This is a genomic window from Winogradskyella luteola, from assembly GCF_019203985.1.
Taxonomy (GTDB): Bacteria; Bacteroidota; Bacteroidia; order Flavobacteriales; family Flavobacteriaceae; genus Winogradskyella; species Winogradskyella luteola.
Map to the genome: position 1 here is coordinate 33,571 of NZ_JAGSPD010000009.1, position 23,902 is coordinate 57,472.

At 34.6% G+C, this 23,902-nt stretch carries 25 protein-coding genes; 11 read left to right on the forward strand and 14 right to left on the reverse strand.

Annotated elements, in window-relative coordinates; genetic code table 11:
- Positions 1–79: 79 nt before the first annotated feature.
- A complete protein-coding gene (locus KCG49_RS11460) occupies positions 80–2,815 on the reverse strand; it encodes a T9SS type B sorting domain-containing protein (protein WP_218546661.1) in 2,736 nt (911 codons plus the stop codon).
- 240 nt (positions 2,816–3,055) lie between these two features.
- Complete coding sequence (locus KCG49_RS11465; RefSeq protein WP_218546662.1) at positions 3,056–3,433, reverse strand: cupin domain-containing protein; 378 nt, start codon at positions 3,431–3,433, stop codon at positions 3,056–3,058.
- Between the two features lie 68 nt (positions 3,434–3,501).
- Between KCG49_RS11465 and KCG49_RS11470 the strand changes: the two genes are divergently transcribed.
- The 3 genes from KCG49_RS11470 to KCG49_RS11480 all read left to right on the forward strand — a co-directional run bounded on the left by KCG49_RS11470 (position 3,502) and on the right by KCG49_RS11480 (position 5,918).
- Positions 3,502–4,368 carry a DUF4846 domain-containing protein gene (locus tag KCG49_RS11470; protein ID WP_218546663.1) on the forward strand — a complete coding sequence of 289 codons (867 nt, stop codon included), beginning with the start codon at positions 3,502–3,504 and terminating at the stop codon, positions 4,366–4,368.
- 117 nt (positions 4,369–4,485) lie between these two features.
- The gene (locus KCG49_RS11475) at positions 4,486–4,863 is read left to right on the forward strand and encodes a DUF8840 domain-containing protein (protein ID WP_218546664.1); all 378 of its coding nucleotides are present in this window, start codon (positions 4,486–4,488) and stop codon (positions 4,861–4,863) included.
- A gap of 65 nt (positions 4,864–4,928) precedes the next feature.
- Positions 4,929–5,918 carry an FAD:protein FMN transferase gene (locus KCG49_RS11480; RefSeq protein ID WP_218546665.1) on the forward strand — a complete coding sequence of 330 codons (990 nt, stop codon included), beginning with the start codon at positions 4,929–4,931 and terminating at the stop codon, positions 5,916–5,918.
- A gap of 35 nt (positions 5,919–5,953) precedes the next feature.
- Here KCG49_RS11480 and KCG49_RS11485 read toward each other — a convergent pair whose 3' ends face one another.
- Together KCG49_RS11485 and map are read right to left on the reverse strand one after the other, a co-directional pair.
- On the reverse strand, positions 5,954–6,718 hold the full coding sequence (locus KCG49_RS11485; RefSeq protein WP_218546666.1) for a class I SAM-dependent methyltransferase: 765 nt from the start codon (positions 6,716–6,718) through the stop codon (positions 5,954–5,956).
- A gap of 1 nt (position 6,719) precedes the next feature.
- Positions 6,720–7,538 (reverse strand): type I methionyl aminopeptidase, encoded by an 819-nt coding sequence (map, locus tag KCG49_RS11490; protein WP_218546667.1) that lies wholly within the window; start codon positions 7,536–7,538, stop codon positions 6,720–6,722.
- Positions 7,539–7,662: 124 nt separating this feature from the next.
- Here map and KCG49_RS11495 point away from each other — a divergent pair, with 124 nt between their 5' ends.
- Complete coding sequence (locus tag KCG49_RS11495) at positions 7,663–8,928, forward strand: acetyl-CoA hydrolase/transferase family protein (RefSeq protein ID WP_218546668.1); 1,266 nt, start codon at positions 7,663–7,665, stop codon at positions 8,926–8,928.
- 13 nt (positions 8,929–8,941) lie between these two features.
- On the opposite strand, the gene KCG49_RS11500 is transcribed toward KCG49_RS11495, so the two are convergent.
- Positions 8,942–9,340 carry a BT0820 family HAD-type phosphatase gene (locus tag KCG49_RS11500; RefSeq protein WP_218546669.1) on the reverse strand — a complete coding sequence of 133 codons (399 nt, stop codon included), beginning with the start codon at positions 9,338–9,340 and terminating at the stop codon, positions 8,942–8,944.
- Positions 9,341–9,383: 43 nt separating this feature from the next.
- Positions 9,384–10,901: a 2,3-bisphosphoglycerate-independent phosphoglycerate mutase gene (gene gpmI, locus KCG49_RS11505; protein WP_218546671.1), complete on the reverse strand. Its 1,518-nt coding sequence runs from the start codon at positions 10,899–10,901 to the stop codon at positions 9,384–9,386.
- A 258-nt stretch (positions 10,902–11,159) separates the two neighbouring features.
- Between gpmI and KCG49_RS11510 the strand changes: the two genes are divergently transcribed.
- Positions 11,160–11,555, forward strand: coding sequence for an ankyrin repeat domain-containing protein (locus tag KCG49_RS11510; RefSeq protein WP_218546673.1), 396 nt, complete (start codon positions 11,160–11,162; stop codon positions 11,553–11,555).
- A gap of 46 nt (positions 11,556–11,601) precedes the next feature.
- Here the strand turns inward: KCG49_RS11510 and KCG49_RS11515 are convergent, their stop codons facing one another.
- Entirely contained in the window at positions 11,602–12,375 is a 774-nt protein-coding gene (locus tag KCG49_RS11515; protein ID WP_218546675.1) for a M48 family metalloprotease, read from the reverse strand.
- A gap of 113 nt (positions 12,376–12,488) precedes the next feature.
- Here KCG49_RS11515 and KCG49_RS11520 point away from each other — a divergent pair, with 113 nt between their 5' ends.
- Positions 12,489–12,914 (forward strand): GNAT family N-acetyltransferase, encoded by a 426-nt coding sequence (locus KCG49_RS11520; protein ID WP_218546677.1) that lies wholly within the window; start codon positions 12,489–12,491, stop codon positions 12,912–12,914.
- Between the two features lie 2 nt (positions 12,915–12,916).
- Here KCG49_RS11520 and pepE read toward each other — a convergent pair whose 3' ends face one another.
- Positions 12,917–13,624, reverse strand: a complete 708-nt coding sequence (pepE, locus tag KCG49_RS11525) for a dipeptidase PepE (RefSeq protein WP_218546679.1) — start codon at positions 13,622–13,624, stop codon at positions 12,917–12,919.
- 130 nt (positions 13,625–13,754) lie between these two features.
- Here pepE and KCG49_RS11530 point away from each other — a divergent pair, with 130 nt between their 5' ends.
- The 5 genes from KCG49_RS11530 to KCG49_RS11550 all read left to right on the forward strand — a co-directional run bounded on the left by KCG49_RS11530 (position 13,755) and on the right by KCG49_RS11550 (position 18,760).
- On the forward strand, positions 13,755–14,561 hold the full coding sequence (locus KCG49_RS11530; RefSeq protein ID WP_218546680.1) for a carboxypeptidase-like regulatory domain-containing protein: 807 nt from the start codon (positions 13,755–13,757) through the stop codon (positions 14,559–14,561).
- On the forward strand, positions 14,548–15,363 hold the full coding sequence (locus tag KCG49_RS11535; protein ID WP_218546681.1) for a peptidase associated/transthyretin-like domain-containing protein: 816 nt from the start codon (positions 14,548–14,550) through the stop codon (positions 15,361–15,363). The genes KCG49_RS11530 and KCG49_RS11535 overlap by 14 nt, the downstream gene beginning before the upstream one ends.
- A 47-nt stretch (positions 15,364–15,410) precedes the next feature.
- The gene (locus KCG49_RS11540) at positions 15,411–15,917 is read left to right on the forward strand and encodes a DUF6702 family protein (RefSeq protein ID WP_218546682.1); all 507 of its coding nucleotides are present in this window, start codon (positions 15,411–15,413) and stop codon (positions 15,915–15,917) included.
- 62 nt (positions 15,918–15,979) lie between these two features.
- On the forward strand, positions 15,980–18,277 hold the full coding sequence (locus KCG49_RS11545; protein ID WP_218546683.1) for a M1 family metallopeptidase: 2,298 nt from the start codon (positions 15,980–15,982) through the stop codon (positions 18,275–18,277).
- Between the two features lie 195 nt (positions 18,278–18,472).
- A complete protein-coding gene (locus KCG49_RS11550; protein WP_218546685.1) occupies positions 18,473–18,760 on the forward strand; it encodes a Sec-independent protein translocase subunit TatA/TatB in 288 nt (95 codons plus the stop codon).
- 1 nt (position 18,761) lies between these two features.
- Here the strand turns inward: KCG49_RS11550 and KCG49_RS11555 are convergent, their stop codons facing one another.
- The 6 genes from KCG49_RS11555 to KCG49_RS11580 form a co-directional block, all read right to left on the reverse strand.
- A complete protein-coding gene (locus KCG49_RS11555; RefSeq protein WP_218546686.1) occupies positions 18,762–19,403 on the reverse strand; it encodes an O-methyltransferase in 642 nt (213 codons plus the stop codon).
- Positions 19,403–20,488, reverse strand: coding sequence for an amidohydrolase family protein (locus tag KCG49_RS11560; protein ID WP_218546687.1), 1,086 nt, complete (start codon positions 20,486–20,488; stop codon positions 19,403–19,405). The genes KCG49_RS11555 and KCG49_RS11560 overlap by 1 nt, the downstream gene beginning before the upstream one ends.
- A gap of 88 nt (positions 20,489–20,576) precedes the next feature.
- Positions 20,577–21,110, reverse strand: coding sequence for a 3-hydroxyanthranilate 3,4-dioxygenase (locus KCG49_RS11565; protein ID WP_218546688.1), 534 nt, complete (start codon positions 21,108–21,110; stop codon positions 20,577–20,579).
- A 27-nt stretch (positions 21,111–21,137) separates the two neighbouring features.
- Positions 21,138–21,920 carry an SDR family oxidoreductase gene (locus KCG49_RS11570; RefSeq protein ID WP_218546689.1) on the reverse strand — a complete coding sequence of 261 codons (783 nt, stop codon included), beginning with the start codon at positions 21,918–21,920 and terminating at the stop codon, positions 21,138–21,140.
- Complete coding sequence (locus KCG49_RS11575; RefSeq protein WP_218546690.1) at positions 21,921–22,448, reverse strand: PsbP-related protein; 528 nt, start codon at positions 22,446–22,448, stop codon at positions 21,921–21,923.
- A gap of 12 nt (positions 22,449–22,460) precedes the next feature.
- Positions 22,461–23,900 carry an aldehyde dehydrogenase gene (locus KCG49_RS11580; RefSeq protein ID WP_218546691.1) on the reverse strand — a complete coding sequence of 480 codons (1,440 nt, stop codon included), beginning with the start codon at positions 23,898–23,900 and terminating at the stop codon, positions 22,461–22,463.
- Between the last annotated feature and the right edge of the window lie 2 nt (positions 23,901–23,902).

The window sequence follows — 23,902 nt, forward strand, 5'->3', positions numbered from 1 at the left end:
AAAGATTGTAATTGACTAAATATTAAGGTTTTGTGAATGGAATAATTATTTAGTAGCACTTATTAGTAGAAAGGGATAACTAATTTTTAAGGCTAAAATTCCCTACAGTCACGTTACCATCAATGAACTCGACTCTAAACCAATAATCATTACTTGGCATCACGACATTATTAAACCTGCCATCCCAACGTAGTCCATTAGAAGGATTAAGCTCAGCTATAAGTTTACCGTATCTATCAAAAATCCGTATAGATTTATAAGTGTTTTCAGTTAAACCTTTAACCTGCCAATAATCGTTTACACCATCATCATTTGGGGTTATAAATTTAGGGTATCCAATAAGGTGCAAAGATTTTGATATGGCTGGATAACATTGGTCAATATCTCTAACGTATACGGTTTGCATTCCAGACTCCACATTAAAAAAGCTATATTCATTTGAGTTGCCAAAATAAGCGATATCATCCAGAGAAAATTCATAACTGCCGTCACCTTCCATGACAATTTTTACAGTATTATTATTGTAATCTAAATCAGTAATGATAGTTTGAAATTCTGGTTCTGGAATTTGCGTAACAGTAAATGTTTTGGAATTAGAACATTCAATACCATTTTGGGTGTTATAAGCATTTAGGGTATAAGTACCTTCTGTATTTGTTGTAAATTCTTGAAGCGTAGATAAAACTTCTCCATTACTGTTTAACCATTCAAACCTATCATTGCTTGGATCCCCGAAAAGTGTAAAACCTTCTGTAGGGCAAAATGTATAACTATCGTTAATTTCTACTATTGGGGTGTCATTTACAACAAGATTTATTGAACCAATCCCAGAACATGCGAAGCCAGGTTCCACAAATTTCACCCAAATGGTAGTTGAGGGGGAAAGCAGCGCAGCACGTATATTATTTTGGCTGGTCTGCGCATCAAATAGTGTTGGATAAAACTCTAAGGAAGTACCAGAAGAAATAGCAATTTCATTTCTGATATGGTCAATAATATCAGTAATGGTGAAATAACCTTGCTCATCGCCGACGATTTGATCCGAATCTTCACATACGTAATAATCAGAAATAATGATAGGGCTGACATAAATTGCATTAAGAAAAAAAGAGGTAAAGACACCACAGTCATTATCATTTACAACCTTTACAAAAACTTCCTGATTAGGTTCTATATTTGTATAACTATCTGGATTTGTAATAGGATTTATATGCTGTTCCGCATTTTCTAGAGTTTCAAAAAAGAAAAGTTGCTCCTCCAGATCAGGGTCAGTTATCACTTCCTTTATATCATTTAAATTAAATATCGAGATTCCATCAAAGTCTACATCGCATTGTACCAATTCCTGATTTTGAATTAATTCTGGCAGCTCAAATATTTCAATAGTCTTATTTGTGGTTATAGGTCTATTGTTTACCGTAATAGTTACTGTGACGTCATATATTCCACTTTCTGAATAGCTATAGTTAGGTGATATTTCATTCGATGTGTTACCATCTCCAAAATCCCATTGCGCAGCAGTTATAGGGGCATAAGTATCAACTTCAAAAGCCAGTTCTTCATTTAAACAAGTGTCTTCGTTTAAGATTCGGGTTCTAAAATAGGATTGGATAAAGTTCGGCAAGCCCAATCTGGATAAATTTTGATTAAGATCAATACTATTATGAGTATAAGAAGATGCAAACCCGACTTCATTGGGGTTGTTTACTGCACCAAGAAAGTTCAACCCATTACCTTCATTTTGCGACACAGCCCTATATATCTTTCCACTTTTAGCGAGCTGGATACTACCGGGAATTAAGCCGTCAACCTGCTCGTGTAACAATGAGCTATTGCCAGATACATCAGTAAATTCAGCATTATATTGATATAGAAAAGAACGTTTTTCAGAATCTTCTACAATACCTCCTGTGTCTGGACTAAAATCACCTTGCCTAATAAGTGTTGCGTACAACTTTTTAGAATCGCTAGAAAATTCTACACCGTAAGCAGACACAATTTCAAAAAAGGTAAATGAGGTTAAAACATTTATCCTATTACTTAAAAATCCAGTTCCGTTATCAAAATCAAAAAGTGAAATATGTTTGTCTAGGCTAGTTGGGCGGATATTAGTAATAGCCAATCTTGATCCATCAGGCGAATACTTCATAATACCTTGCGTAATTCCTTCATAAAATAAACCATCAGAAATTACAGGGTTTTCTATCACACCATTAGTATTAATTTTATAATTGTAAAACGATGTATAAATGTCGTTCTCGTTTTTTCTTGTGGTCATCAACCAAATGGATTCACCATCGGCATGATGTACCGCAGTGAGCTTACCAACATCAGTTGATTCCAATACAGGAATATTAAAATTGGTCACTTCGCCTAAGCCATTATTTAGGGACATATCAATAATTGCATAGAACAGCCCATTTGGTGCTACGGTAAAAAGATAGTAGATGTCGTTTAATCCATAAATAGGAATGATAATGGAATTTTGCGCAGAATTTTGGTCTCCAAAAACGTTGTCCCCATTAACCATAATGTTATGACTGTTATTCCAAATGGTTTTACCATTTGTATAGAATAGAAGGTTTCCATCAATATCAGAAATACTTGAACAACCTGCTGGCGTAGCCATATTAGAATTCGTAAGTACACTAGGATTTTCTTGAGAAGCAAAATTTAATCCAGAAAGTTCACCAAAATACCAGTTTTCAGTTTCGGCATTTTGAGACAATAGCGTAGCAGTACTAAAAAATATACATATGAGAATACATGCCTTTTTTAGGATAAAGGGTTGTTGGTATGTCGTTAAAATATTCAAAACTATTCAGTTAATATATTTTTATTAAACTAACTAGTAAGCTCAATTTAGTAAAATTACCGATTATCTCTTAAATGCCATAAATTTTAAGATTAATTGTTAAAGTGATACATGGCAATAATTATGCCCAATCTTTATATTTATAAAAATCAGTAATACTAATGTTAAAGTGCAGCGAATGAGGGTAGGTACAAATAAAAAGTATTTCTTTTCCGATATAAAAGAAAAGATAGTAAAAACTTATTTATACTCCATGATCAAAAATATAGCTGTGGTCTCACCAATATTTAAAACCTCATGTGTTGATACTCGATCATTACTAAAGCTATAACCTGTCGGCACATCTACTTCTCTTGTACCAGAAGTATCAGTTATTCTAAATGTCCCGCCAGAAAGTGTGTAGCCAAAATGTGGATTGTGATAATGCTTTTCGTGACCAACACCTGGCTTAAAAGTACACTTGAGTACTCTTAGGTTTTGCTTTTCCTCCAAAACTTCGCAAACAGCTTTACCTTTCCATCCTGCTTCGAGAGGGTCGGGTAAACTATTTTTCTTTTCACACCCTAATGAAAAAAGCAAAACGTGAATCAGTATTATGTATATAAATTCAGTTCTCATGTAATGCTAAAGTTACATAAATTCAAATTCTGTATAACAAATCTTTAATTTTTTTCGTTTTAGAGTTTATGAAGAAAGTACTACTAATTTTATTAATATGTCTTGCAGCAATAGCTTTGGCATTTCAATTTAAACCTGTGAAAAATGCCATAGACACCGTTAAGGCAATTGTTGAAACACCGACTTTAATTAATAAAGATAGCCTTAAGATAAAATCTCGAGTTAACATTCCTGAAGGATATAGACGAGCCAAGTATCCCAAAGGAAGTTTTGAAGATTATCTTAGAAACTATAAGCTAAAGCCCTTTGGAAATAAGATTATTAACTACGATAATTCAGAATATTTTTGGCAGGGCGGACACATTGGAGTTTTAGAAATTCCTGTGCCTAAAAACGGATTGCAACAATGTGCAGATGCATTAATAAGGGTTAGAAGTGAATACCTTTGGAACAGTAATAGAAAAGATGAAATAGGTTTCAACTTTACCTCTGGACATTATTGTTCTTGGAAAAAATATGCCGAAGGCTACCGTCCCAAAATCAATGGTAGTAAAGTTTCATTTCATAAAACTGCTTCAGTAAATCATTCAAAAGAAAATTTCTATAAATACTTGAATCTTATTTATATGTATTCTGGTACACTTTCACTTTATAACGAGCTCAAATCTTTAAAAGCCAAAGATCTAAAAATCGGTGATATGCTCATTAAAGGAGGAAGTCCAGGGCATATAGTAATGCTTTGTGATGAAGTTATAAATGATAAAGGCGAAAAGCTGTTTTTGTTATTTCAGGGCAATACTCCAGCACAAAGTGTACACCTAGTGAAGAATCTAAAGGATTCCGATATTTCTCCTTGGTATAAATTAGAAGATAACGCTGTGGTGCCTGTTTCAAATTACACGTTCGGTAGTGCAAAGTTTGTACGATTTAAGTGATTTTTTGTTGTTCCTGCAAAGGCAGTAATCTACTTTCCGTTTATAAAGCAATGTTGTATTTTTGTGTGAATTAAAGTTTACTGTTGAAGTCTATCTTGAGCGCAGTCTAAACACTATATGAGCAAAGCACTAACACCCCAAGAAGTACATAATCTTGCCATGAACCATGTTGGTAAGGATTTAGAAGCTCGTGGTTTTGAGTTTATTGCTATAAATAGTAAGCTTAAGCGCCATCCTCAATTTGTTTGTATCGATAAGAATAATCAATACTATTTTGTAATAGTGAGAGCTGTGATTTTACCTGAGAATCCAAACAATTACGATGTAATTTGGATGGAGACATTCAAAAAGCATGCCTTTGAAAAAGATGCAAAAGTGTTGTATGCTGGTGTTGGTCTAGGTAATCCAAAAGGAGAAGATTTACCTATTTACCTAAACGAAGAATATTTGATTGAATATAATGGTATTCAAGTTATCGAAATGAATTTAAATTAATCTTCAGACTGATAAAGTCTCATTGAGCAAAAATCGAAATATAGTCAAAGTCAAAAATATATAGCATGAGAAAATCAATGTTTTTATTCCTGATAGCAATAGTATGCACGTGCTGCAAGGAAGACAAAAAACAACCAGAATTAACAAAACTGTCAGGTCCGGTTTTTGGCACGAGTTTCAATATTCAGTACTATTCTGAAGAAGGTGCTAATTACAAGAAACAATTTGATAGTCTATTTGCAGTAGTTAATCAATCACTTTCCACATACATTCCAGATTCTGATATTTCTAGGCTAAATAGAAATGAAGATGTAGAAGTAGACCACCATTTTAAACGCGTGTTTAAGACCTCAAAGGAAGTTTATAGAACCACAGAAGGGGTGTTTGATCCCACAATAGGTAATGTAGTCAATGCTTGGAGTTTTGGTGCTGAAAAAAATAAATTCCTTACCGATAGTACAGCAATTGATAGCCTTATGCAATATGTAGGGTTAAACCGTGTGGGTTTGGTTGGCAATAGATTAAAAAAACCAAAAGAATCGTACATAGAATTTAATGCTATAGCCAAAGGTTATGGTTTAGATGTTATTGCTGAGTTTTTGGAAAACAAAGAAATAGAAAATTATTTGATCGAAATTGGTGGCGAGGTTAGGGTTAAGGGTAAAAATGTAGAAAAGAAATCACCTTGGCGCGTCGGTTTGGACGAACCTCGTTTCGATGGGCAACATTCTGTTTATAAAGCCATAACTCTAAAAGATGAAGCTATGGCAACTTCTGGTACATATAGGAAATTTAAAACAGATGAAAAGGGTAATCGTTATGCGCATATCATCAATACAAAAACTGGATATCCTACAAAAACCAATGTATTAAGTGTATCTGTAATAGCTGAAGATTGTATGACTGCTGATGCTTATGCAACAGCATTTCAAGCCATGGGAATCGAAAATGTGACATATTTTCTTCAATCACATCCAGAACTGAAAGCCTTTATAATTTTTGAAAATGATAAACAAGAAATTGAAACATTGAATTTAAATAACTTTCCTGAGTAAATATATGTGACCTTTCTAAATATGCTGTGTCTTTTTTATTTGTAAACTACTGGAATAATCTCTCCTTTGGCTAAACGATATTTATCAATATCATTATTACTAAGTTGAGATGTATAGTCAACTTCCTCAACCTTAAAACCAATGGAGCGAAGCTTATCAAAATAATCCCTTCCATAGACTCTAACATGGTCGTATTGTCCAAATATTTTTGCACGTTCAGACTTGTCTGTTATTGTATCATCTTCAAAGGTAGCTTCTCGATTCATATCTTGAGGAATCTGAAAAATACCATAACCACCAGATTTCATAACACGGTATAACTCTTGCATGGCTTTAGTGTCATTTGGTATATGCTCTAAAACATGATTGCAAAGTATAACATCATAAGTATTGTCATTAAAAGGAAGGTTACAAATATCAGCCTTTACATCTGCAATTGGTGATAACAAATCTGTTGTTGTATAATCTAGATGTTTTAGTTTTCTAAACCGTTTCAAAAAACACTGCTCTGGCGCAAAATGAAGTACTTTCAAATTTTCTGAAAAAAAGTCGGTCTCATTTTTAAGATACAACCAAAGTAATCTGTGGCGCTCCAGAGATAATGTTGAGGGTGATAATATATTTGGTCGTTGTTTGCCGTATCCATAAGGTAAAAAGATTCTAAAGCTTTTACCATCAATAGGGTCGGTGTAGTTTTTACCCCTTAGAAAAAGTTCTAGTATTGGCCTGACCAAATAGCTTAACCGAATAAGTAAAGGTCTTGGTAAGAGATTAAGAAAAAATTTGAATAGAGATTTCATTTTAAAGCACTAAAGCTTTTTGTCTGAACTTATCCTCTTCATCTGAAGTTATTCCCAAAGCTTCATGCACATAGGCAAACGTCGAAAGAATTTCTGGCTGACCATCTACAATAGCTATATCATGCTCAAAATGGACGCTTGGTTTTCCGTCTTGTGTCACAATGGTCCAACCATCTTTTAATTGCTTCACTTTATGGGTTCCCATATTTATCATAGGCTCAATAGCAACGACCATACCTTCTATAAATTTTTTCCCTCTTCCACGTCTACCATAATTTGGCATTTCAGGGTCTTCGTGCATTTTACGACCGATACCATGGCCTACTAACTCTCTTACAACACCGTAACCATGAGATTCACAATATTGCTGTATGGCATAACCCACGTCTCCTACACGGTTACCGATTCGTAATTTATCAATACCGATATATAGAGATTCTTTAGTGGTTTTCATTAATTTTTTGGTATCCTCATCAACATTACCTATTTCGAATGTATAAGCATGGTCACCATAAAAGCCATTCATCAAAGCACCACAATCAATAGAAACAATATCTCCATCTTTCAGCGAAATATCAGTTGGCAAACCATGTACCACAGCTTCATTAACACTGCAAAGTAAGGTAGAAGGGCAATCGTACAAGCCTTTAAATCCTGGCACAGCTCCATGATCTCTTATAAAAGTTTCTGCAATAGTATCTAAATGATTAGTTGTAACTCCTTCCTTAACTTCTTTCGCTAGCATGCCTAAGGTCTTAGATACAACTAAGGCACTTTGGCGCATTAATTCAATTTCCTCTTTGGTTTTTACAATAATCATAGCTCTAAGTTTAATTGGCAAAGATAGATAATTATAACAATTTTAAAATATTATAGAAACATGATAAATAACAGTTTTTTTGTATTTTTTACGAGGTAAGTTTGCAACCTAAAATCTATAAAAAATGTACAAAGTAGTTAGCGCAGAAGACGCAGTAAAAGTTATAAAATCTAATGATAAAATATATATACAAGCAGCAGCAGCAGCCCCAAAATCCTTGATAAAAGCCATGTCCGCTAGACATGAAGAATTAAGAAATGTTGAGATTTGTCAGTTGCATACTGAGGGAGAAGCACCATATGCAGATGTTAAACTAAAAGACAGTTTTCATGTAAATTCCTTTTTTATTGGTAAAAACGTTAGACATACCTTAAAAGCTGGCAATGGATCTTACACACCTGTATTTTTAAGTGAAGTGCCACGTTTGTTTAAGGAGAATATTATTGATTTAGATGTAGTTTTAATTCATGTTTCTATTCCAGATCAACATGGTTATTGCTCACTGGGAGTTTCTGTAGAAGCGACACTGGCTGCGATTGATAACGCTACAACAGTAATTGCACAAATCAACAAAAATATGCCGCGTACTCATGGAGCAGGTATCATTCACCATACAGAAATTGATTACTTTGTTGAGTGTGATGATGAAATTCCAACTATGGAAATGTCTGTTCCATCTGAAGTTGAAAGTAAAATAGGTGATTATGTAGCTAGCTTAATTGAAGATAGAAGTACATTGCAAATGGGTATTGGTTCTATACCAAATGCAGTTTTAACAAGATTGACAAATCACAAGGATTTAGGTTTACATACTGAGATGTTTTCTGATGGTGTTATAGATTTAATTTTAAGTGATGTTATTAACGGTAACTATAAAAAAATTAATAGAGGAAGAGCCTTAACCACTTTTTTAATAGGCTCTAAACGTTTGTATGACTACGTTGATGATAATCCTTTTGTAGAAATGCGCGCGTCAAATTACACAAATAATACGGCTTACATAAAGCAAAATCCAAGAATGGTAGCTATCAATTCTGCTATTGAAATTGATGTCACTGGTCAGGTTTGTGCAGATTCTATTGGTTCTAGTATGTACTCTGGTGTAGGAGGTCAAATGGATTTTATCCGTGGCGCATCATTGAGCAAAGGCGGTAAAGCGATTATTGCATTACCTTCCATAACTCGAAAGGGAATAAGTAGAATAGTACCTGTTTTAAAAACGGGAGCTGGAGTTGTAACAACGAGAGCTCACGTCCACTACGTTGTAACTGAATATGGTATTGCTAATCTATTTGGAAAAACCATAAAAGAACGTGTCAAAGCCCTTGTAGAAATAGCACACCCTGATCATAGAGAAGAGATTAATAAGGCTTATTTTGAAATGATTTAATGAAAATATAGTATTAAAACTGCCACCATTTTTTCTTGACATTTTTGATATCTGGTTTTTCATTGGTAATGATTTGGTAGACTTCTCCCCAACCAAGAATACCCCCAATGTTTCTATCGTCAATAAAAAGATCTGCATGAATTTTTCGACTTCTAGTATAATCGAATTTTTCTTCTGGGAAGCTTGCATTCACAGCATAAAATTCAATACCGTTTTCTTTACAGAAATCAACGGCCTCTCGTAGTTTTGTGCCGCTTCTGTAGGTCCAAAGTATAAGTCTATGACCATCTTGTTGTAAGCGTTGTAAGGTTTCGAAAGCAAAAATGCGAGTCTTTCCAATTTTTGGATATGCATCTTCAACAATGGTACCGTCAAAATCTACAGCTATTATTAATCTATCCTGAAAATTCATACTATCAATTCAATTATGGGGCAAAGGTACAACTTTAACAAGTTTACACAAGACTATGTTGTGTCATAGCTTCTGGTTGTGGAATGCCAATTAATTTTAAGATTGTTGGTGCAATATCCCCAAGAATTCCATCCTTTATCTCTTTTAAATCTTTATCAATTAAAATAATAGGAACAGGATTGGTCGTATGAGCAGTGTGGGGCGAACCGTCTGGATTAATCATGGTTTCGCAATTCCCATGATCTGCTATTAAAATAGTTGTGTAGTCATTATTTAACGCTTCGGTAACTACACTTTTTACACACTCATCAACGGCTTCACAGGCTTTAATCGCAGCTTCCATAACACCTGTATGGCCAACCATATCTCCGTTGGCAAAATTAAGGCATACAAAATCCACTTCTCCTTTTTGTAATTCTGGAAGTAAAGCATCTCGTAACCCAAAGGCACTCATTTCTGGTTTTAAATCGTATGTCGCAACTTTTGGTGAGTTTCTCAATATTCTTGTTTCACCTTCAAAGGGGTCTTCTTGACCTCCTGAAAAGAAAAACGTTACATGTGGATATTTTTCCGTCTCAGCAATCCTAATTTGCTTTTTATTGTGTTTTTCTAAAACTTCCCCAAGGGTTTCGGACAAATTGTCTTTGTTGAAAACTACCTTAATACCATTAAAATTGTCATCATAATTAGTCATGGTAACATAATATAAGTTAAGCTTATGCATGTTATACTCATGGAAATCTTCCTGTGACAAGGCTTGGGTCAGTTGTCTTCCTCGATCTGTTCTAAAGTTGAAAAATATAACAACATCTTCTTCCTTTATTTTTGCTGTTGGTTCGTTATCATTACCAACGATTACTAAAGGCTTTATAAACTCATCGGTAATATCATCTTCGTAACTTTGCTGTATAGATTTTAAAACATTTTGGGTTTGCTCACCTTCACCTTTAACAATGGCATCATAAGCTAATTTTACACGTTCCCAACGTTTATCTCTATCCATAGCGTAATAACGACCAGTAACGGTTGCAAGTTTTCCAGTAGTTTTATTCAAATGGTCTTCCAATTCAGAAATAAAACCATATCCAGACTTTGGATCTACATCTCTTCCGTCCGTAAAAGCATGGACAAATACGTTTTCTAATTCATAATCATTGGCGGCATCTAGCAACCCAAAAAGATGATTTAAGTGTGAATGCACACCGCCATCACTTACCAAACCTATTAAATGAATGTTTTTATTTTGGCTCTTTGCATATTGAAAAGCATCTTTTAATACGAGCTCTTCTTGAAGTGTTTTATTTTTTACAGCAAGGTTTATCTTTACTAAATCTTGATATACAATTCTCCCAGCTCCTAAATTCATGTGGCCGACTTCACTATTTCCCATTTGTCCTTCCGGTAGTCCTACGTGTAATCCATCTGTGCGTAAACTAGCACTAGGATATTTTGTGTAAAGCGAATCTATAAATGGTGTTTGGGCATTATCTATAGCAGAAACTTTAGGGTCTGGTGATTTTCCCCAACCATCTAAAATCATTAAAACAACCTTTTTGTTCATGTTAAATTAATTTAGTTATCAAAGATAAGAGAATAGTGTAACAATTTTAATGCTTAAAATTTTACCTATTATTTGTGTTTTAAGTATTGATAATCCGCATGTTATGTTGAAATGGATTTTTGTGAAAGTGTTAACATATTTGTTTCTTAAACGTTAAATGTATGTTATATAACATTTTTTAGTGTAACACTTTGAAGATTATGTCGTCTCTTTAATATATCAAAAAAACAAATCAATTAAATTTAAAATTCTTTCATCATGAGAAAATCAGCAGTAATTTTAGCCTTAGCATTGGGCTTTTCAATTAGTAATTTAAATGCGACAAACGATATTATAGCTCCAGAAACTAACGAAGTGACTGTTAAAACAGTAGAGGTTAGTCCTTTATGCAAAGCCATAGCAACAGGTAACGTTGAAGAGGTAAACAAGCTTATTAAGGCAGGTGCAGATGTTAATGCTAAATCTAATGGCATGCAACCCATACATTATGCTGCTAAGTATAATCGGGTAGATGTACTTAAAATTTTAATAACTGCAGGTGCAGATGTTCATTCGTATTGTGACAAAGGTATTTCCGCCTTAAGACATGCAGAAAGATCTAATGCTAAAGAAGCGGCACAGTTTTTGAAAAGATTTAAAAGAAAAAGAGTCTAATTAAAGACAATTATTTGAGTTAGTTAATTGTAAAAAGCGTCTTAATTTAAGACGCTTTTTTGTATCTATAATTCTCAATAGCTTCCCTGATTTTTTCTATTCGATTTTCTGGATCTGGATGTGTGCTTTGGAATTCTGGTACACGATTAGGGCCGGCTGCAGCTTTTAAAATTTCCATTACTCCAATCATCTCTTCAGGATTATAACCAGCTTCAATCATAAATTGTACCCCAAGTTCATCACTCTCTAATTCATCACCTCTGCCATTTTTTAGGAGTTGACCTTGTCCCATTTGCTGTGCTACACCTCCCATATCTATGGCAGAACTTCCCATGGCTAAAACTTTCCAAAAGTTAGCATTAGTTATACGTTCGTTAGAATGTTTCCCTAAAACATGACCTATTTCATGACCCAGTACTCCTGCGAGTTGATCTTTGTTTTCTAATTTTGAAAATAAAGCATAGGTAATAAAAATTTGACCACCAGGTAACGCAAATGCATTAATGGTATTTTGGTCTGCCAATAAATGAAAATCATATTTATATGGTGTCGCTTTTGCAATGCTACTGTTAACTAACTTGTTTCCCACATTATCAACCAACGCTTGGTATTCATTATTTGGGTGCAAACCTCCATGTTGCTGTGCCATGCCAGGCGCGCTCTGTAGACCAATAGCTATTTCTTCTTGTGGAGACAATGAAATAGCCTGTTTTTTGCCAGTGTAGGGATTGATCTCTTCTTGGCTGCACTTTCTTAGATATGCAAACGCAGCAATAGCGATAAAGATAAAAATCCGGACTTTAAAGTTACCTCTTCTCATAATGATTATCTTAGTTGGCTAAAGTTACAAAAGTTTAAAATAATTTTTGTTGAAAAATTAATGGTTTTACCTTTAAATTTTTAATTCTACTTTTATAATGATAAAAACTAGTTATGGATTATCAGTTTAAAATTTTACCAAACAATAATTTAGAAATCATTATTCCTTTAGTCTTTGAGTTAAATGAAGGTAAAGTAAGCCAAACAGTTTTAAAATCGCGTTTTGATGAGATGCAACATCAAAATTATGAATGTGTAGTAATCTTTTATAGAGATGAAGTCATAGGTGTTACTGGTTTATGGTTTTGTACCCGACATTATGCAGGTAAATCAGTAGAATTAGATCATGTTTATATAAAGCCTAAACACAGAAATAAAGGATTGGGAAAACAATTTATGGATTGGATCTATACCTATGTTAAAGAAAAAGATTGTAATTCTATGGAGTTAAATACCTATGTGCAAAATTATCCTTCACATAAATTTTACCATAACGAAGGCTACGAAATTTTGGGTTATCATTTCTATAGAAACATTTAAACTCATTTCAAAAATCCTAAATCAGAATTTGTTGGCAATTCATAAGGAGTTTTATTATATTCAAATATTCTAGCGTCTAACTTTCCTCTTAGCGTAAGGTTATTTTCTTTGACTTCTATCCAGCTTCCTTCTCGCAAACCAACAACTGGTTGTGTGTTAAAAGCATGAAACTCCTTAATTCGTGTTTCCCTCGTTTCGCCCATGTGCGTACTATTTGGGTTTGGATCTAAATAATGTGGATTGATATTGAAAGGCACTAAACCGAGCGTTTTAAAACTTGGAGGATATACAATGGGCATATCATTGGTGGTGTTTATGGTTAATCCGCAAATATTACTACCAGCACTTGTGCCTAGATAGGGTGTTCCGTTTGCAATAGCCTCTTTTATGGAAACCAAAACATCGTTTTTATATAATTGGTTGACTAAAACAAAGGTGTTGCCGCCACCCGTAAAAATACCTTGGGCATTTTCAATAGCTTCCTTTGGGTTTTCAAATTCATGTAGGCCTTTTACGGTTTTACCAATAGAGTTAAAGGCCTTGGCTGCAATTTTAGCATAAGCATTGTGAGAAATGCCGCCAGGTCTGGCGTAAGGCACAAACAAGATTTCTTCTGCGGATTTAAAATGAATTTTAAGCTCTTCTAAAAGATATTCTAAATATCCACTACCGTGAATAGTTGAGGTGCTAGCAATTATAATTGATTTCAAGATATAATATTTTTTGTAAAAATAATTATTACAAATGATATGTCTCGAAATGATTTAACAAAGATTTATCAGGGATTTCTTATGAAATTTAAAGAATATAGACGAACTTTATAAGTCAATAAAAACCAACATGAAAAAAATCGCATTTATTTTACTTAGCTTTTTTGCTCTTAACATTTATGGGCAGGATATTGAAAGAACATCCATCAAGGGTAAAATAATTGTTACTGCAGAGGATAAAGAAGGAGTAACGGTTTACAATACGTCTTCTAATAAGGGAACTGTTACAGACGAGAAGGGAGAGTTTAATATTATGGTTGCCGTTAATGATATTGTAGAGTTTGGCGCACTACAGTTTCAGGATTTTACAGTTACAATTACGAAAGATATTATAAAATCTAAAAATCTGACTGTTATCCTTGTAGAAGAGGTCAACAAATTAGATGAAGTGGTTATTTTACCATTCGGATTAACAGGTAATTTAGGTGCGGATTTAGAAAATGTTAGAACCTATAATGTGAGTTTAGATGATGTATATTTTGGCTTAGACCATATTGAAGACTTCAATTTTTCACCAGATTTTAAAACTAAGGCAGATAATTTAGCTTTTAACGAATATAATCCGAGAGTTGAAAATATGCTTAATGTGGTTAATCTTGCAGGTTTTATCGTAAGCCAAGTTGTAGATGTTGATAAAAATGGCGCAAAAACCGCAGTTGAAAAAACACCATTTAAAGAAGCGTTAGATAAGTATAGTATTAATTATATTCATGCCAATTTCAATATTCCTTTAGATCAAGTAGAAGCTTTTATTGATTATGTCGAAGAACAAGGTGTTAAAGAAGAACTGCTTAAAGAAGATAAGGAAATGCAGTTTTTGGAGCGCATCACAGAGTTGAGTAAATCCTTCCTAAAAGAAATACGTGAAAAAGACTAACCTAATATGCGGTCTTGTTGCGTTATTATCCGTCTTTTTGTCCCAAGCTCAGCGTAAAGGGCTTAAAGGACAACTTGTTGCAGATGGTGACATTGAGGGCATTCATATATTAAACAAAACGGCACTAAAATATGCCATCTCTAATGAAGACGGTAGTTTTTTAATTATCGCTAAAACTTCAGATACCTTATTTATTTCTGGTTTAAAGTACCAATCCAAAGAAGTGATAATCACTCAGTCAATGGTGAATTCAGGCAATTTTTCAGTACAACTTATTGAGAAAATTAACGAACTAGATGAAGTCATTGTTGGCAAAATTTTAACAGGAAGTTTAGAATCTGATCTCGAAAACTCAGATGCAAAAACAGAAGTTAATTTCTATGATCTTGGTATTCCTGGCAATACAAATTTACCATTAACACAGAATGAAAGAAAGCTATTTGATGCAGATGGAGGGCCTAGTATTATTTCAGTGTCTGGTGGTCCTTTTGGTGGTGGGCTAGGAGTAAATTTTCATAAGTTGCTCAATAAAATCAGCGGTAGAACAAAAAAGCTTCAAAAAATTGTAGAGTTAGATGATCGTGATAAATGCATTAATAGATTGCGAAGGGATTATGAACCTATTATTTTTGAAAAGGATACATTAGCAGAGGATTTGCGAAACGAGTATTTTTTATTTTGCCAAGAGGACGAAAGCTTTCTTGCGCTATGTAAAGAAAAAAACGAAATAAAGCTTCTTGAATATTTGAAACAAAAATTAACGGTCTATAGAGAAAACAGAAAAACTGAAGATAAAAATTAACTTTGGAATACTTCTTGGACTTAGCAAAATATCATAGAATTTAAAAGATGAAGTTATTAAAACTCACAATAATATTTTTAATACTGCCTGTATTGCTTTCAAATACCAAAGAACACGAATATTATGTTAGCGTTACTAAAATTGAATATGCTAAGAAACAGCAATCGCTCCAAATCATAAGCCAAATATTCATTGATGACTTTGAGGCATTATTACGCAAGCGTTACGATGAAAATATAACGTTGGCACCAGACAGTGATAGCAGGATTATTAATACTTACATGGAACGTTATTTGTCTGATAAACTAAACATCAAAGTCAATGGAAGCATTTTAAATTTCAATTTTATTGGTAAAGAATACAAAGATGACATTACGTATTGTTACTTAGAGATAGAGGATATTTCCAATATCAAATCCATAGAGGTTATCAACCGCGCATTGTTTGATTTGTTTCCAGAACAGCAGAATATTGTAAGACTCAAAATGCTAGGGGAGAATAGAAGTTTTTTACTCGTTCCAGATAATGATAAATGCATGTTAAACTTTAATTAAAAATCTGTTAAAGCCCGCTAAATACTTATTTTAGGCATCATTTTTAAAAAACATTAGTTATAATGAAGATATTAAAGTATGCAATTGGTGCTCTATTGTTTATTTCCGCAAGTACTTATGCCCAAAACGAGATAGAGCCCGAACGTAAACCTGGTCATACTAACCAAAACAAATTCAAGCAGTTATATGATGAGTTTGCAACGCCAAATATGTTTAGAACAGGTTCAGGTGCTCCCGGACCGGCATATTATCAGCAACAGGCTGACTACAAAATGGACATTGAGATTGATGATGTAAATGCTAAGTTATATGGTAATGAAACTATTACTTATACTAATAATTCGCCTGACGAATTAAAATATCTTTGGGTTCAGTTAGACCAAAATATGCGTGCTAAAGACTCAAAAACTCCCCTAATTAGCAGCTCAGGTATTAGTCCAGCTGCGTCAGCTTCTAGAGCAGCAAGAACCTACCTAAAGGAACGCTTTGATGGAGGCTTCAATATTGAACATGTTAAAGATGTAAACAGTAAAGATTTGCCTTATATGATTAATCGCACAATGATGCGTGTAGAATTGCCCAAGGCAATGAAGACAGGAGATAAATTTTCATTCAAAATTAAATGGTGGTACAATATTAATGACCATGTTAAAGACGGTGGACGTTCTGGTTACGAGTACTTTAAGGAGAATGACAATAGAATATATGTTATGGCGCAGTTCTATCCTCGCATGGCTGTTTATAATGATGTTGAGGGTTGGCAGAATTCTCAGTTTTGGGGAAGAGACGAGTTTGCATTGCCTTTTGGGGATTTTGATGTTAATATAACCGTACCTGCAGATCACATTCTTGATGGTACAGGTTATCTCACAAATAGAGATGAGGTGTTTACCAAAGACATGATGAAACGTTACAATAAAGCTAAAAAATCTTATGATGAGCCAGTAATGATTGTTACCCAAGAAGAGGCTGAGAAAACCGAAAAAGCCAAGAGTAGTAAGAAAAAGACTTGGAAACTTTCTGCACAGATGGTACGTGATTTTGGTTTTGCCACATCTCGTAAGTTTATTTGGGATATGATGGCAGTAAAGATTGGAGATAAAGACGTTATGGCTGTATCCATGTATTCTAAGGAAGGAAACCCTTTGTGGGAACAATGGTCTACCAGAACAGTAGCCAGTACACTTAAGTCTTATTCTCGTATGACATTTGATTACCCTTATCATAAGGCAATATCTGTACATGCGCCCATGGGAATGGAGTATCCTATGATCTGCTATAATTTTGGTCGCCCAGACAAAGAAGGTAACTATTCCGATAGAACTAAATACGGAATGATTAGTGTTATTATTCATGAGGTAGGTCATAATTTCTTTCCTATGATTGTTAATAGTGATGAACGTCAGTGGACTTGGATGGATGAAGGTTTAAACACATTTGTACAATATGTTGCAGAGCAAGATTTTGGAGAATGGAATCCAACAGCATTGTCTCCTGGACATGATAAATATCCTTCTCGTAGAGGACCTGCCAAAAATATTGTGAGATATATGGGCGGAAATCAAGATTATATTGCACCTATTATGACCAAAGGTTTAAACACGTATCAGTTTGGTAGTAATGCCTATAGTAAGCCAGCAACAGGGTTGAATATTCTGAGGGAAACCATTATGGGGCGCGAACTTTTTGACTATTCGTTTAGAGAATATGCTAACCGTTGGATGTTTAAGCACCCAACACCAGAAGATTTTTTCCGTACCATGGAAGATGCTTCTGCAGTTGATTTAGATTGGTTTTGGAGAGGTTGGTTTTACACCACAGATTACACAGACATTGGTATTAAAGAAGTTAAAAAGTATGCTGTTACTAATAAACCTAACGAAAACGGAAAGAAATTAGCCGAACGCTATAATATGGATCCGAATGCTTTGGTTTATTTTATAGGTGAAGGAGAGGAAGGTTATGATGAAGCCATGAAAAATGGTACGTCAGTCGAAGATTTGCCTACGGTGAAAGAATACATTATGGATAACTTTACTCCAGAGCAGCAAAAAAACATGAAGAAATCGCCTAAATATTTTTATCAGGTCACTTTTGATAAACCGGGTGGTTTGGTAATGCCTTTGATTGTTCAGTATGAATATGCAGATGGCTCTAAAGAAAAAGTGACTTACCCTGCACAGATTTGGAGATTTAATGATAAAGAAGTAAGCAGAGCTGTTGCGAGTGAAAAGGAAATAGTGTCCATCACTGTAGATCCAGATTTAGAAACTGCAGATGTAGATACATCTAATAATGCTTGGCCAAGAGAAACTAAAGAAAGTGACTTTAATAAGTTTAAGAATAAAGTAAAAAACTAATTGAGGAGGTTAGTTTTATAATATTTAAGCCGATTTTAACGAGTCGGCTTTTTTAATGAAATCATTTTGTGAATGTCTTTGATGGATCATAAAATGTTTAGTTGAATTAATGCTCAACCTAGCGTTGTCTCGCTTCAAGTTAATTCATATAATATTAGCATATATATTTTACAAACTAACTATATTTGCACTGTGATGCAACAACCTATATTATTATTTATTGGTGGTACCGAAATTGTATTTATACTATTTATAGTAGTATTGGTTTTTGGTGCTGATAAACTTCCAGAAATTGCCCGTGGACTTGGTAAGGGTATGCGGACACTTAAAGATGCCACTAACGATATTAAACATGAAGTCACTAAAAGTGCCAAAGAAGCTAATATTGTTGATACCAATGTTACTAAAGACATTCAGCAAGAAATCAATAAAGTTAAAGATGATGTTGAAGATTTCTCTGGCTCAGTAAAACGAAACATGTAATTTATTTTTTTCTACTTATTGTCAAACCATCACGTATAGGCAAGACAACAGTTTCAACACGATTGTCATTTTTAAGTAAAGTGTTATATTCTAAAACGGCCTTGGTTGATTTATCCTTTTCATCTAGAGGTTCTATAACTTTACCATGCCATAACACATTATCAGATAGAATAATACCACCAGACTTTAATTTATCTATTACAAGATGAAAATAATTACTGTAGTTAGGCTTGTCTGCGTCTATAAAAACCAAATCAAAAGTTTCATTTATCGTAGGAATGATATCTAAGGCATTACCCGTATGCTGAATAATTTGATGTCCAAATCCAGATTTGTCAAAATATCTTCGTTGGAAATCAACCAACTCTTCGTTAACATCTATAGTATAAAGTTGCCCATTTTCAGCCAAACCCTCTGCCAAACAAATCGTAGAATAGCCAGTAAAAGTTCCTAATTCTAAAATAGCTTTTGGTTTGATAAGTTTAGAAATCATGCTTAGCACTCTGCCTTGATAAGGTCCGCTGAGCATTATAGGCTGTAATACTTTTTGATATGTTTCTCTAGTAAGCTGTTGCAATAACTCTGGCTCTTGCTCAGAATGTGTAACAATGTATTGGTCTAATTTTTCTGGCAAAAAATACATTATGATAATATTCTTTCAACTAGTTTATCCTTAGCATTTTGGTCATCTCCACACAACCATTGTATAACATTATCTTCCCAGATAGCATTGCGTTCAGTTTCTGTAATAATATCTCTTTCTATGGCAAGATCTAAAATTTTCCCAGGATAAGAAGATTGTTTTTCGCTCTCCATTTCGCCTAAAGGATAAGGATCATCTAATCCCATTAATACTTGTTTGGAAGTCTGGTTTTTTATGAGAAGTTCTAGACCACCGGTATCATGTACCAAAGTATCAAAGAAGATGTTTTTATGACCTACAGCTTTTCTGGGGTGTTTTTTATCTTCAAATAAATCTGGTCGTCCATCAAAACCTTGTATACGTCTCCCTAAGTTGATTTGTGCTAATTGTCCACCATGTGCAAAACAAACACGCATGTTTTTGTATTTTTCGTAATAACCATTAAGCGTTAAAAAATGGTAAGCATCAGCGCATTGTGCTAACATCCAAATTAAATGAAAACGCCAAGATGTATTTTCGAGCTTTATAAATTTTTCCCCATCATAAGGATGAATTTCCACAGCAAGATTATACTTGTCTGCCAACTCGAAAATCGGTTCGTTTTCTTCATCAAAAATACAGCGCCACGTACCAATTGTATCCATGTAATGTGTTGGTAGACATAAAAGTTGTAAACCCAACTCTTCAACGCAACGCTCAATTTCCCAACAAGCTCCTCTTACAAATCCTGGGTGTACAACAAAACCACAGGTAAACTTACTTGGGTTATCGTTTTGAATACGCGCATTAAAATCATTTTGAAATCGCAATGCTTGCTTCATCTCTTCTAAGCGCAGACCATTACCATAGAGTTGAGACAGATTTAAAACAACTGCATGATCTATTTTAAAATGCTCCATCCAAGCTAATTTTTCGTTCAAGAAAAAACTAGAGTCAGTTATTGGTCGGTTCCAATCTTTTTGAAGCATAAATTTTCTGTCCTTATCTACCCAAAAAATCCCTTTATCTCTCATAAAGTCTGGTATTTCTTCAGGATAGGGAAGAAGGTGAGAGTGGCCGTTTATTCTAAGTTTGCGTTTTTCCATGTATCTGTCATTGAGAGGCTTTTGCCGTGGCAATCTGTTTAATTTAAATATTTTTTAGATTCTTCGCTTTGCTCTGAATGACAAAACGTTAATCTATTTGCACTTTCTTAGGCGGTTGCATTACTTTACCACAATTAGGACAGCTTCGCTTGTCTTTGTCACCATAATACTTATCAAAAATGGCTGGCATATCCGTTTCAATATTATCTAGAGTGAAGTCTTCCTCATATAATTTAGTGGTACAGTTTTCACAGAACCAAAGCAATGCATCTTGCACACCTTTTTCTCTTGGATATTCTATAACAAGACCAACTGTATTAGCACCACGCTGCGGTGAATGCGGAACCTTTGGCGGTAATAAGAATATTTCACCCTCCTTTATATGAATATCTTTTGGAGTGCCTTTGTCAATCACTTTTAATACAATATCACCTTCAACCTGATAGAAAAATTCTGGTGTTTCATTATAATGGTAATCTTTTCTGCTATTGGGGCCACCAACGACCATAACAATAAAATCACCGTCTTTCCAAACTACTTTATTACCCACGGGTGGTTTTAGCAAATGACGATTTTCTTCAATCCAAGCTTTGAAGTTAACGGGTGGATATACTTTACTCATGGTTTAATATTTTAATTCCCCTTAAAGTTACAAACTTTTTGTTCGTCCACCATCAACAGGAAGATTAATTCCGTTAATATATGCGGCTCGTGCGCTTGATAAAAACGTAATAGCATCAGCTGTTTCTTCGGGTTTTGCGAAACGTTTAGCAGGTACCGCACTTTTCATTGCGTTTGCAGCTTCTTCTTCAGATTTCCCAGTCTTAACAGATTTATTTTTAATAATTTGACTTAGACGCTCAGTACCAGTAGCACCAGGCAGTACATTGTTTACGGTAATACCAAATTGACCTAGTTCATTGGCTAGAGTTTTACTCCAGTTGGCTACAGCTCCGCGAATCGTATTACTAACTCCAAGACCATCTAAAGGTTGCTTAACAGAGGTTGAAATGACATTGATTATTCTTCCGTAGTTTTCACTTTTCATAAATGGTACGATTGACTGTGCCAAAACATGGTTGCACTTTAGGTGCTGTGTAAATGCAGATTCAAACGCTTCAATTTTAGCTGAAAAGATAGGGCCGCCAGCTGGCCCACCTGTATTGTTGATCAGTATATGAAAACCGTGATTGTTTTTAATATAAGCCTCAACTTTTGCTTTTAACTCTCTAGGATTGGAGAAATCTGCAACGATGTAATCGTGATTACGTTGTTGTGGCAGTTCAGAAAGTGTGGCTTTTAGCTTATCTTCATTTCTAGCAATTAAAGTCACTATCGACCCTTCTTCTGCCAATGCCAAGGCTGTTGCTTTACCTATACCTGCAGTACTTCCACAGACTAAGGCATATTTATTGTTGAGTTCAAAATTCATTTATCTTGCTAGTTTAAAGCTGTTGAGAATTTTATCTCCTACTTCAATATATTGGTTGTATTCAGCATCTGAAGAAGAAAATGTGAGCGCATAGCCTTTTTGATTGTAAGTGATAATAATTTGTTTGAATTTTAATATCATCCCATTGCCAAAATCAGCTGACCATACAATAGCTACGGCATCTTGCCCATCGACTTTAATGTTTTGGTTGGATATGATTTCTGCACTTGGAATCTGCATAGAAATTTGATCTATTGATTTTTTAGCATAAACTTCTACATCCATGTCATTGCCACCCAAATCTTCAGTATTAAGGTTGATGTTTTCTCTAAATAGATCTTCTTTTTGTGATGCTTCATCTGCCAGTAGAAGAAATTGAATGCTTGGCTGAGGCTTTTGGTCGCTAGATACCCAATCCTTAGGATAACTTATGGCGTATTCTTCTTGCTCTAATGTTTTCCAGCCTTCTTGTCCAAAAAGTGCTGTGCTAATAAATAGTAAAGCTAATGCTGTGATTTTAGTTTTCATGATATTTAGGTTTTAATACTTTATACATACATTTTTAGGTTCGGTAAAAAAGCGTAAGGCTTCAAAGCCTCCTTCCCTACCAACACCTGAAGCTTTAACACCACCAAAAGGGGTTCGCAAATCTCGCATCATCCATGTGTTTACCCAGACAATGCCTGCCTGTAGTTGATTGCTCATACGCATGGTACGTTTTAAATTGTTGGTCCATAATGTTGCAGATAGGCCATATTTAACTTTATTAGCCATTTGCAGAACTTCATCTTCGGTATTAAAGGGCATAATGGTGACGACAGGGCCAAAAATTTCTTCTTGGTTAACGCGGCATTCATCATTTGGTACTTCGATAACCGTTGGTTCTAGATAGTAACCATTTTCATAACCTTTTATATTAACTTCATTTCCACCACAGAGTACTGTTCCGTTTTCATCTTTGGCGATAGCAATATAATCTTTCACTTTTTCTAAATGTGGTTTTGATACCAAAGCTCCAATATTGGTATCGGGTTGAGACGGATGACCCACCTTAAGCTGCTTCACTTTTTCAACAAAATCGTTTTTGAATTTATCATAAATTGAAACTTCCACGAAAATGCGACTTCCACACAAACATATTTGTCCCTGATTAGCAAAAGATGAACGAACTGTTGTCTCTAACATATCATTATAATCACAATCGGCAAAAATGATATTTGGGTTTTTTCCACCCAGCTCTAAAGATAGCTTTTTAAACATTGGTGCAGCTATCTTAGCGATATGTGCTCCGGTTGATGTGCCACCTGTAAAACTAATGGCTTTAATGTCTGGATGTTCTATAATCGCTTGTCCCGTGGTTGTTCCTAAACCATGAACAATATTTAAAACACCTTTGGGCAGACCGGCTTTATTACAGATTTCTCCAAGCAAATATGCTGTCATTGGAGTAACTTCACTTGGTTTTGCAACCACACAGTTTCCCGCTGCCAATGCTGGCGCAATTTTCCATGTAAAAAGATAGAGCGGAAGATTCCAAGGGCTAATACAGCCTACAATACCAATGGGTTGACGTAAGGTATAATTGATAGCATTTTGCCCAACACTTTCATGACTTTCACTCGCAAACTGTGTTATAGCGTTGCCAAAAAATCTAAAGTTACTAGCTGCTCTTGGGATGTCAACTGACTTTGCTAAAGTAACCGGTTTGCCATTGTCTTTGCTTTCAGCTTTAGCAAAACGGTCTAAATTTTCCTCCAGTAATTCTGAAATCTTTATGAGGATACGACTACGTTCTTCTAAAGTTGTATTAGACCACAGCCTAAAGGCTGATTTGGCAGCTTGATATGCTTGCTCTACATCTTCTTTGGATGAATTTGGAATTTTGCCGTAAACTTCTCCGTTTGATGGGTTATGGTTATCTATCCAATGGTCATGGATTGGGTTTTGGTAATCTCCGTTTATGTAGTTTTTAATGTTCATTT

Bases quoted from the DNA above. Each gene is read 5' to 3' on its own strand.
- KCG49_RS11480 (WP_218546665.1), top strand. From the start codon at position 4,929: ATGAGAAAATCAATGTTTTTATTCCTGATAGCAATAGTATGCACGTGC.
- KCG49_RS11495 (WP_218546668.1), top strand. From the start codon at position 7,663: ATGTACAAAGTAGTTAGCGCAGAAGACGCAGTAAAAGTTATAAAATCT.
- KCG49_RS11565 (WP_218546688.1), bottom strand. From the start codon at position 21,110: ATGAGTAAAGTATATCCACCCGTTAACTTCAAAGCTTGGATTGAAGAA.
- gpmI (WP_218546671.1), bottom strand. From the start codon at position 10,901: ATGAACAAAAAGGTTGTTTTAATGATTTTAGATGGTTGGGGAAAATCA.
- KCG49_RS11540 (WP_218546682.1), top strand. From the start codon at position 15,411: ATGAAGTTATTAAAACTCACAATAATATTTTTAATACTGCCTGTATTG.
- KCG49_RS11475 (WP_218546664.1), top strand. From the start codon at position 4,486: ATGAGCAAAGCACTAACACCCCAAGAAGTACATAATCTTGCCATGAAC.
- KCG49_RS11570 (WP_218546689.1), bottom strand. From the start codon at position 21,920: ATGAATTTTGAACTCAACAATAAATATGCCTTAGTCTGTGGAAGTACT.
- KCG49_RS11545 (WP_218546683.1), top strand. From the start codon at position 15,980: ATGAAGATATTAAAGTATGCAATTGGTGCTCTATTGTTTATTTCCGCA.
- KCG49_RS11560 (WP_218546687.1), bottom strand. From the start codon at position 20,488: ATGGAAAAACGCAAACTTAGAATAAACGGCCACTCTCACCTTCTTCCC.
- map (WP_218546667.1), bottom strand. From the start codon at position 7,538: ATGATTATTGTAAAAACCAAAGAGGAAATTGAATTAATGCGCCAAAGT.
- KCG49_RS11555 (WP_218546686.1), bottom strand. From the start codon at position 19,403: ATGTATTTTTTGCCAGAAAAATTAGACCAATACATTGTTACACATTCT.
- KCG49_RS11515 (WP_218546675.1), bottom strand. From the start codon at position 12,375: ATGAGAAGAGGTAACTTTAAAGTCCGGATTTTTATCTTTATCGCTATT.
- KCG49_RS11470 (WP_218546663.1), top strand. From the start codon at position 3,502: ATGAAGAAAGTACTACTAATTTTATTAATATGTCTTGCAGCAATAGCT.
- KCG49_RS11520 (WP_218546677.1), top strand. From the start codon at position 12,489: ATGGATTATCAGTTTAAAATTTTACCAAACAATAATTTAGAAATCATT.
- KCG49_RS11485 (WP_218546666.1), bottom strand. From the start codon at position 6,718: ATGAAATCTCTATTCAAATTTTTTCTTAATCTCTTACCAAGACCTTTA.
- KCG49_RS11510 (WP_218546673.1), top strand. From the start codon at position 11,160: ATGAGAAAATCAGCAGTAATTTTAGCCTTAGCATTGGGCTTTTCAATT.
- KCG49_RS11465 (WP_218546662.1), bottom strand. From the start codon at position 3,433: ATGAGAACTGAATTTATATACATAATACTGATTCACGTTTTGCTTTTT.
- KCG49_RS11500 (WP_218546669.1), bottom strand. From the start codon at position 9,340: ATGAATTTTCAGGATAGATTAATAATAGCTGTAGATTTTGACGGTACC.
- KCG49_RS11575 (WP_218546690.1), bottom strand. From the start codon at position 22,448: ATGAAAACTAAAATCACAGCATTAGCTTTACTATTTATTAGCACAGCA.
- KCG49_RS11530 (WP_218546680.1), top strand. From the start codon at position 13,755: ATGAAAAAAATCGCATTTATTTTACTTAGCTTTTTTGCTCTTAACATT.
- KCG49_RS11550 (WP_218546685.1), top strand. From the start codon at position 18,473: ATGCAACAACCTATATTATTATTTATTGGTGGTACCGAAATTGTATTT.
- KCG49_RS11580 (WP_218546691.1), bottom strand. From the start codon at position 23,900: ATGAACATTAAAAACTACATAAACGGAGATTACCAAAACCCAATCCAT.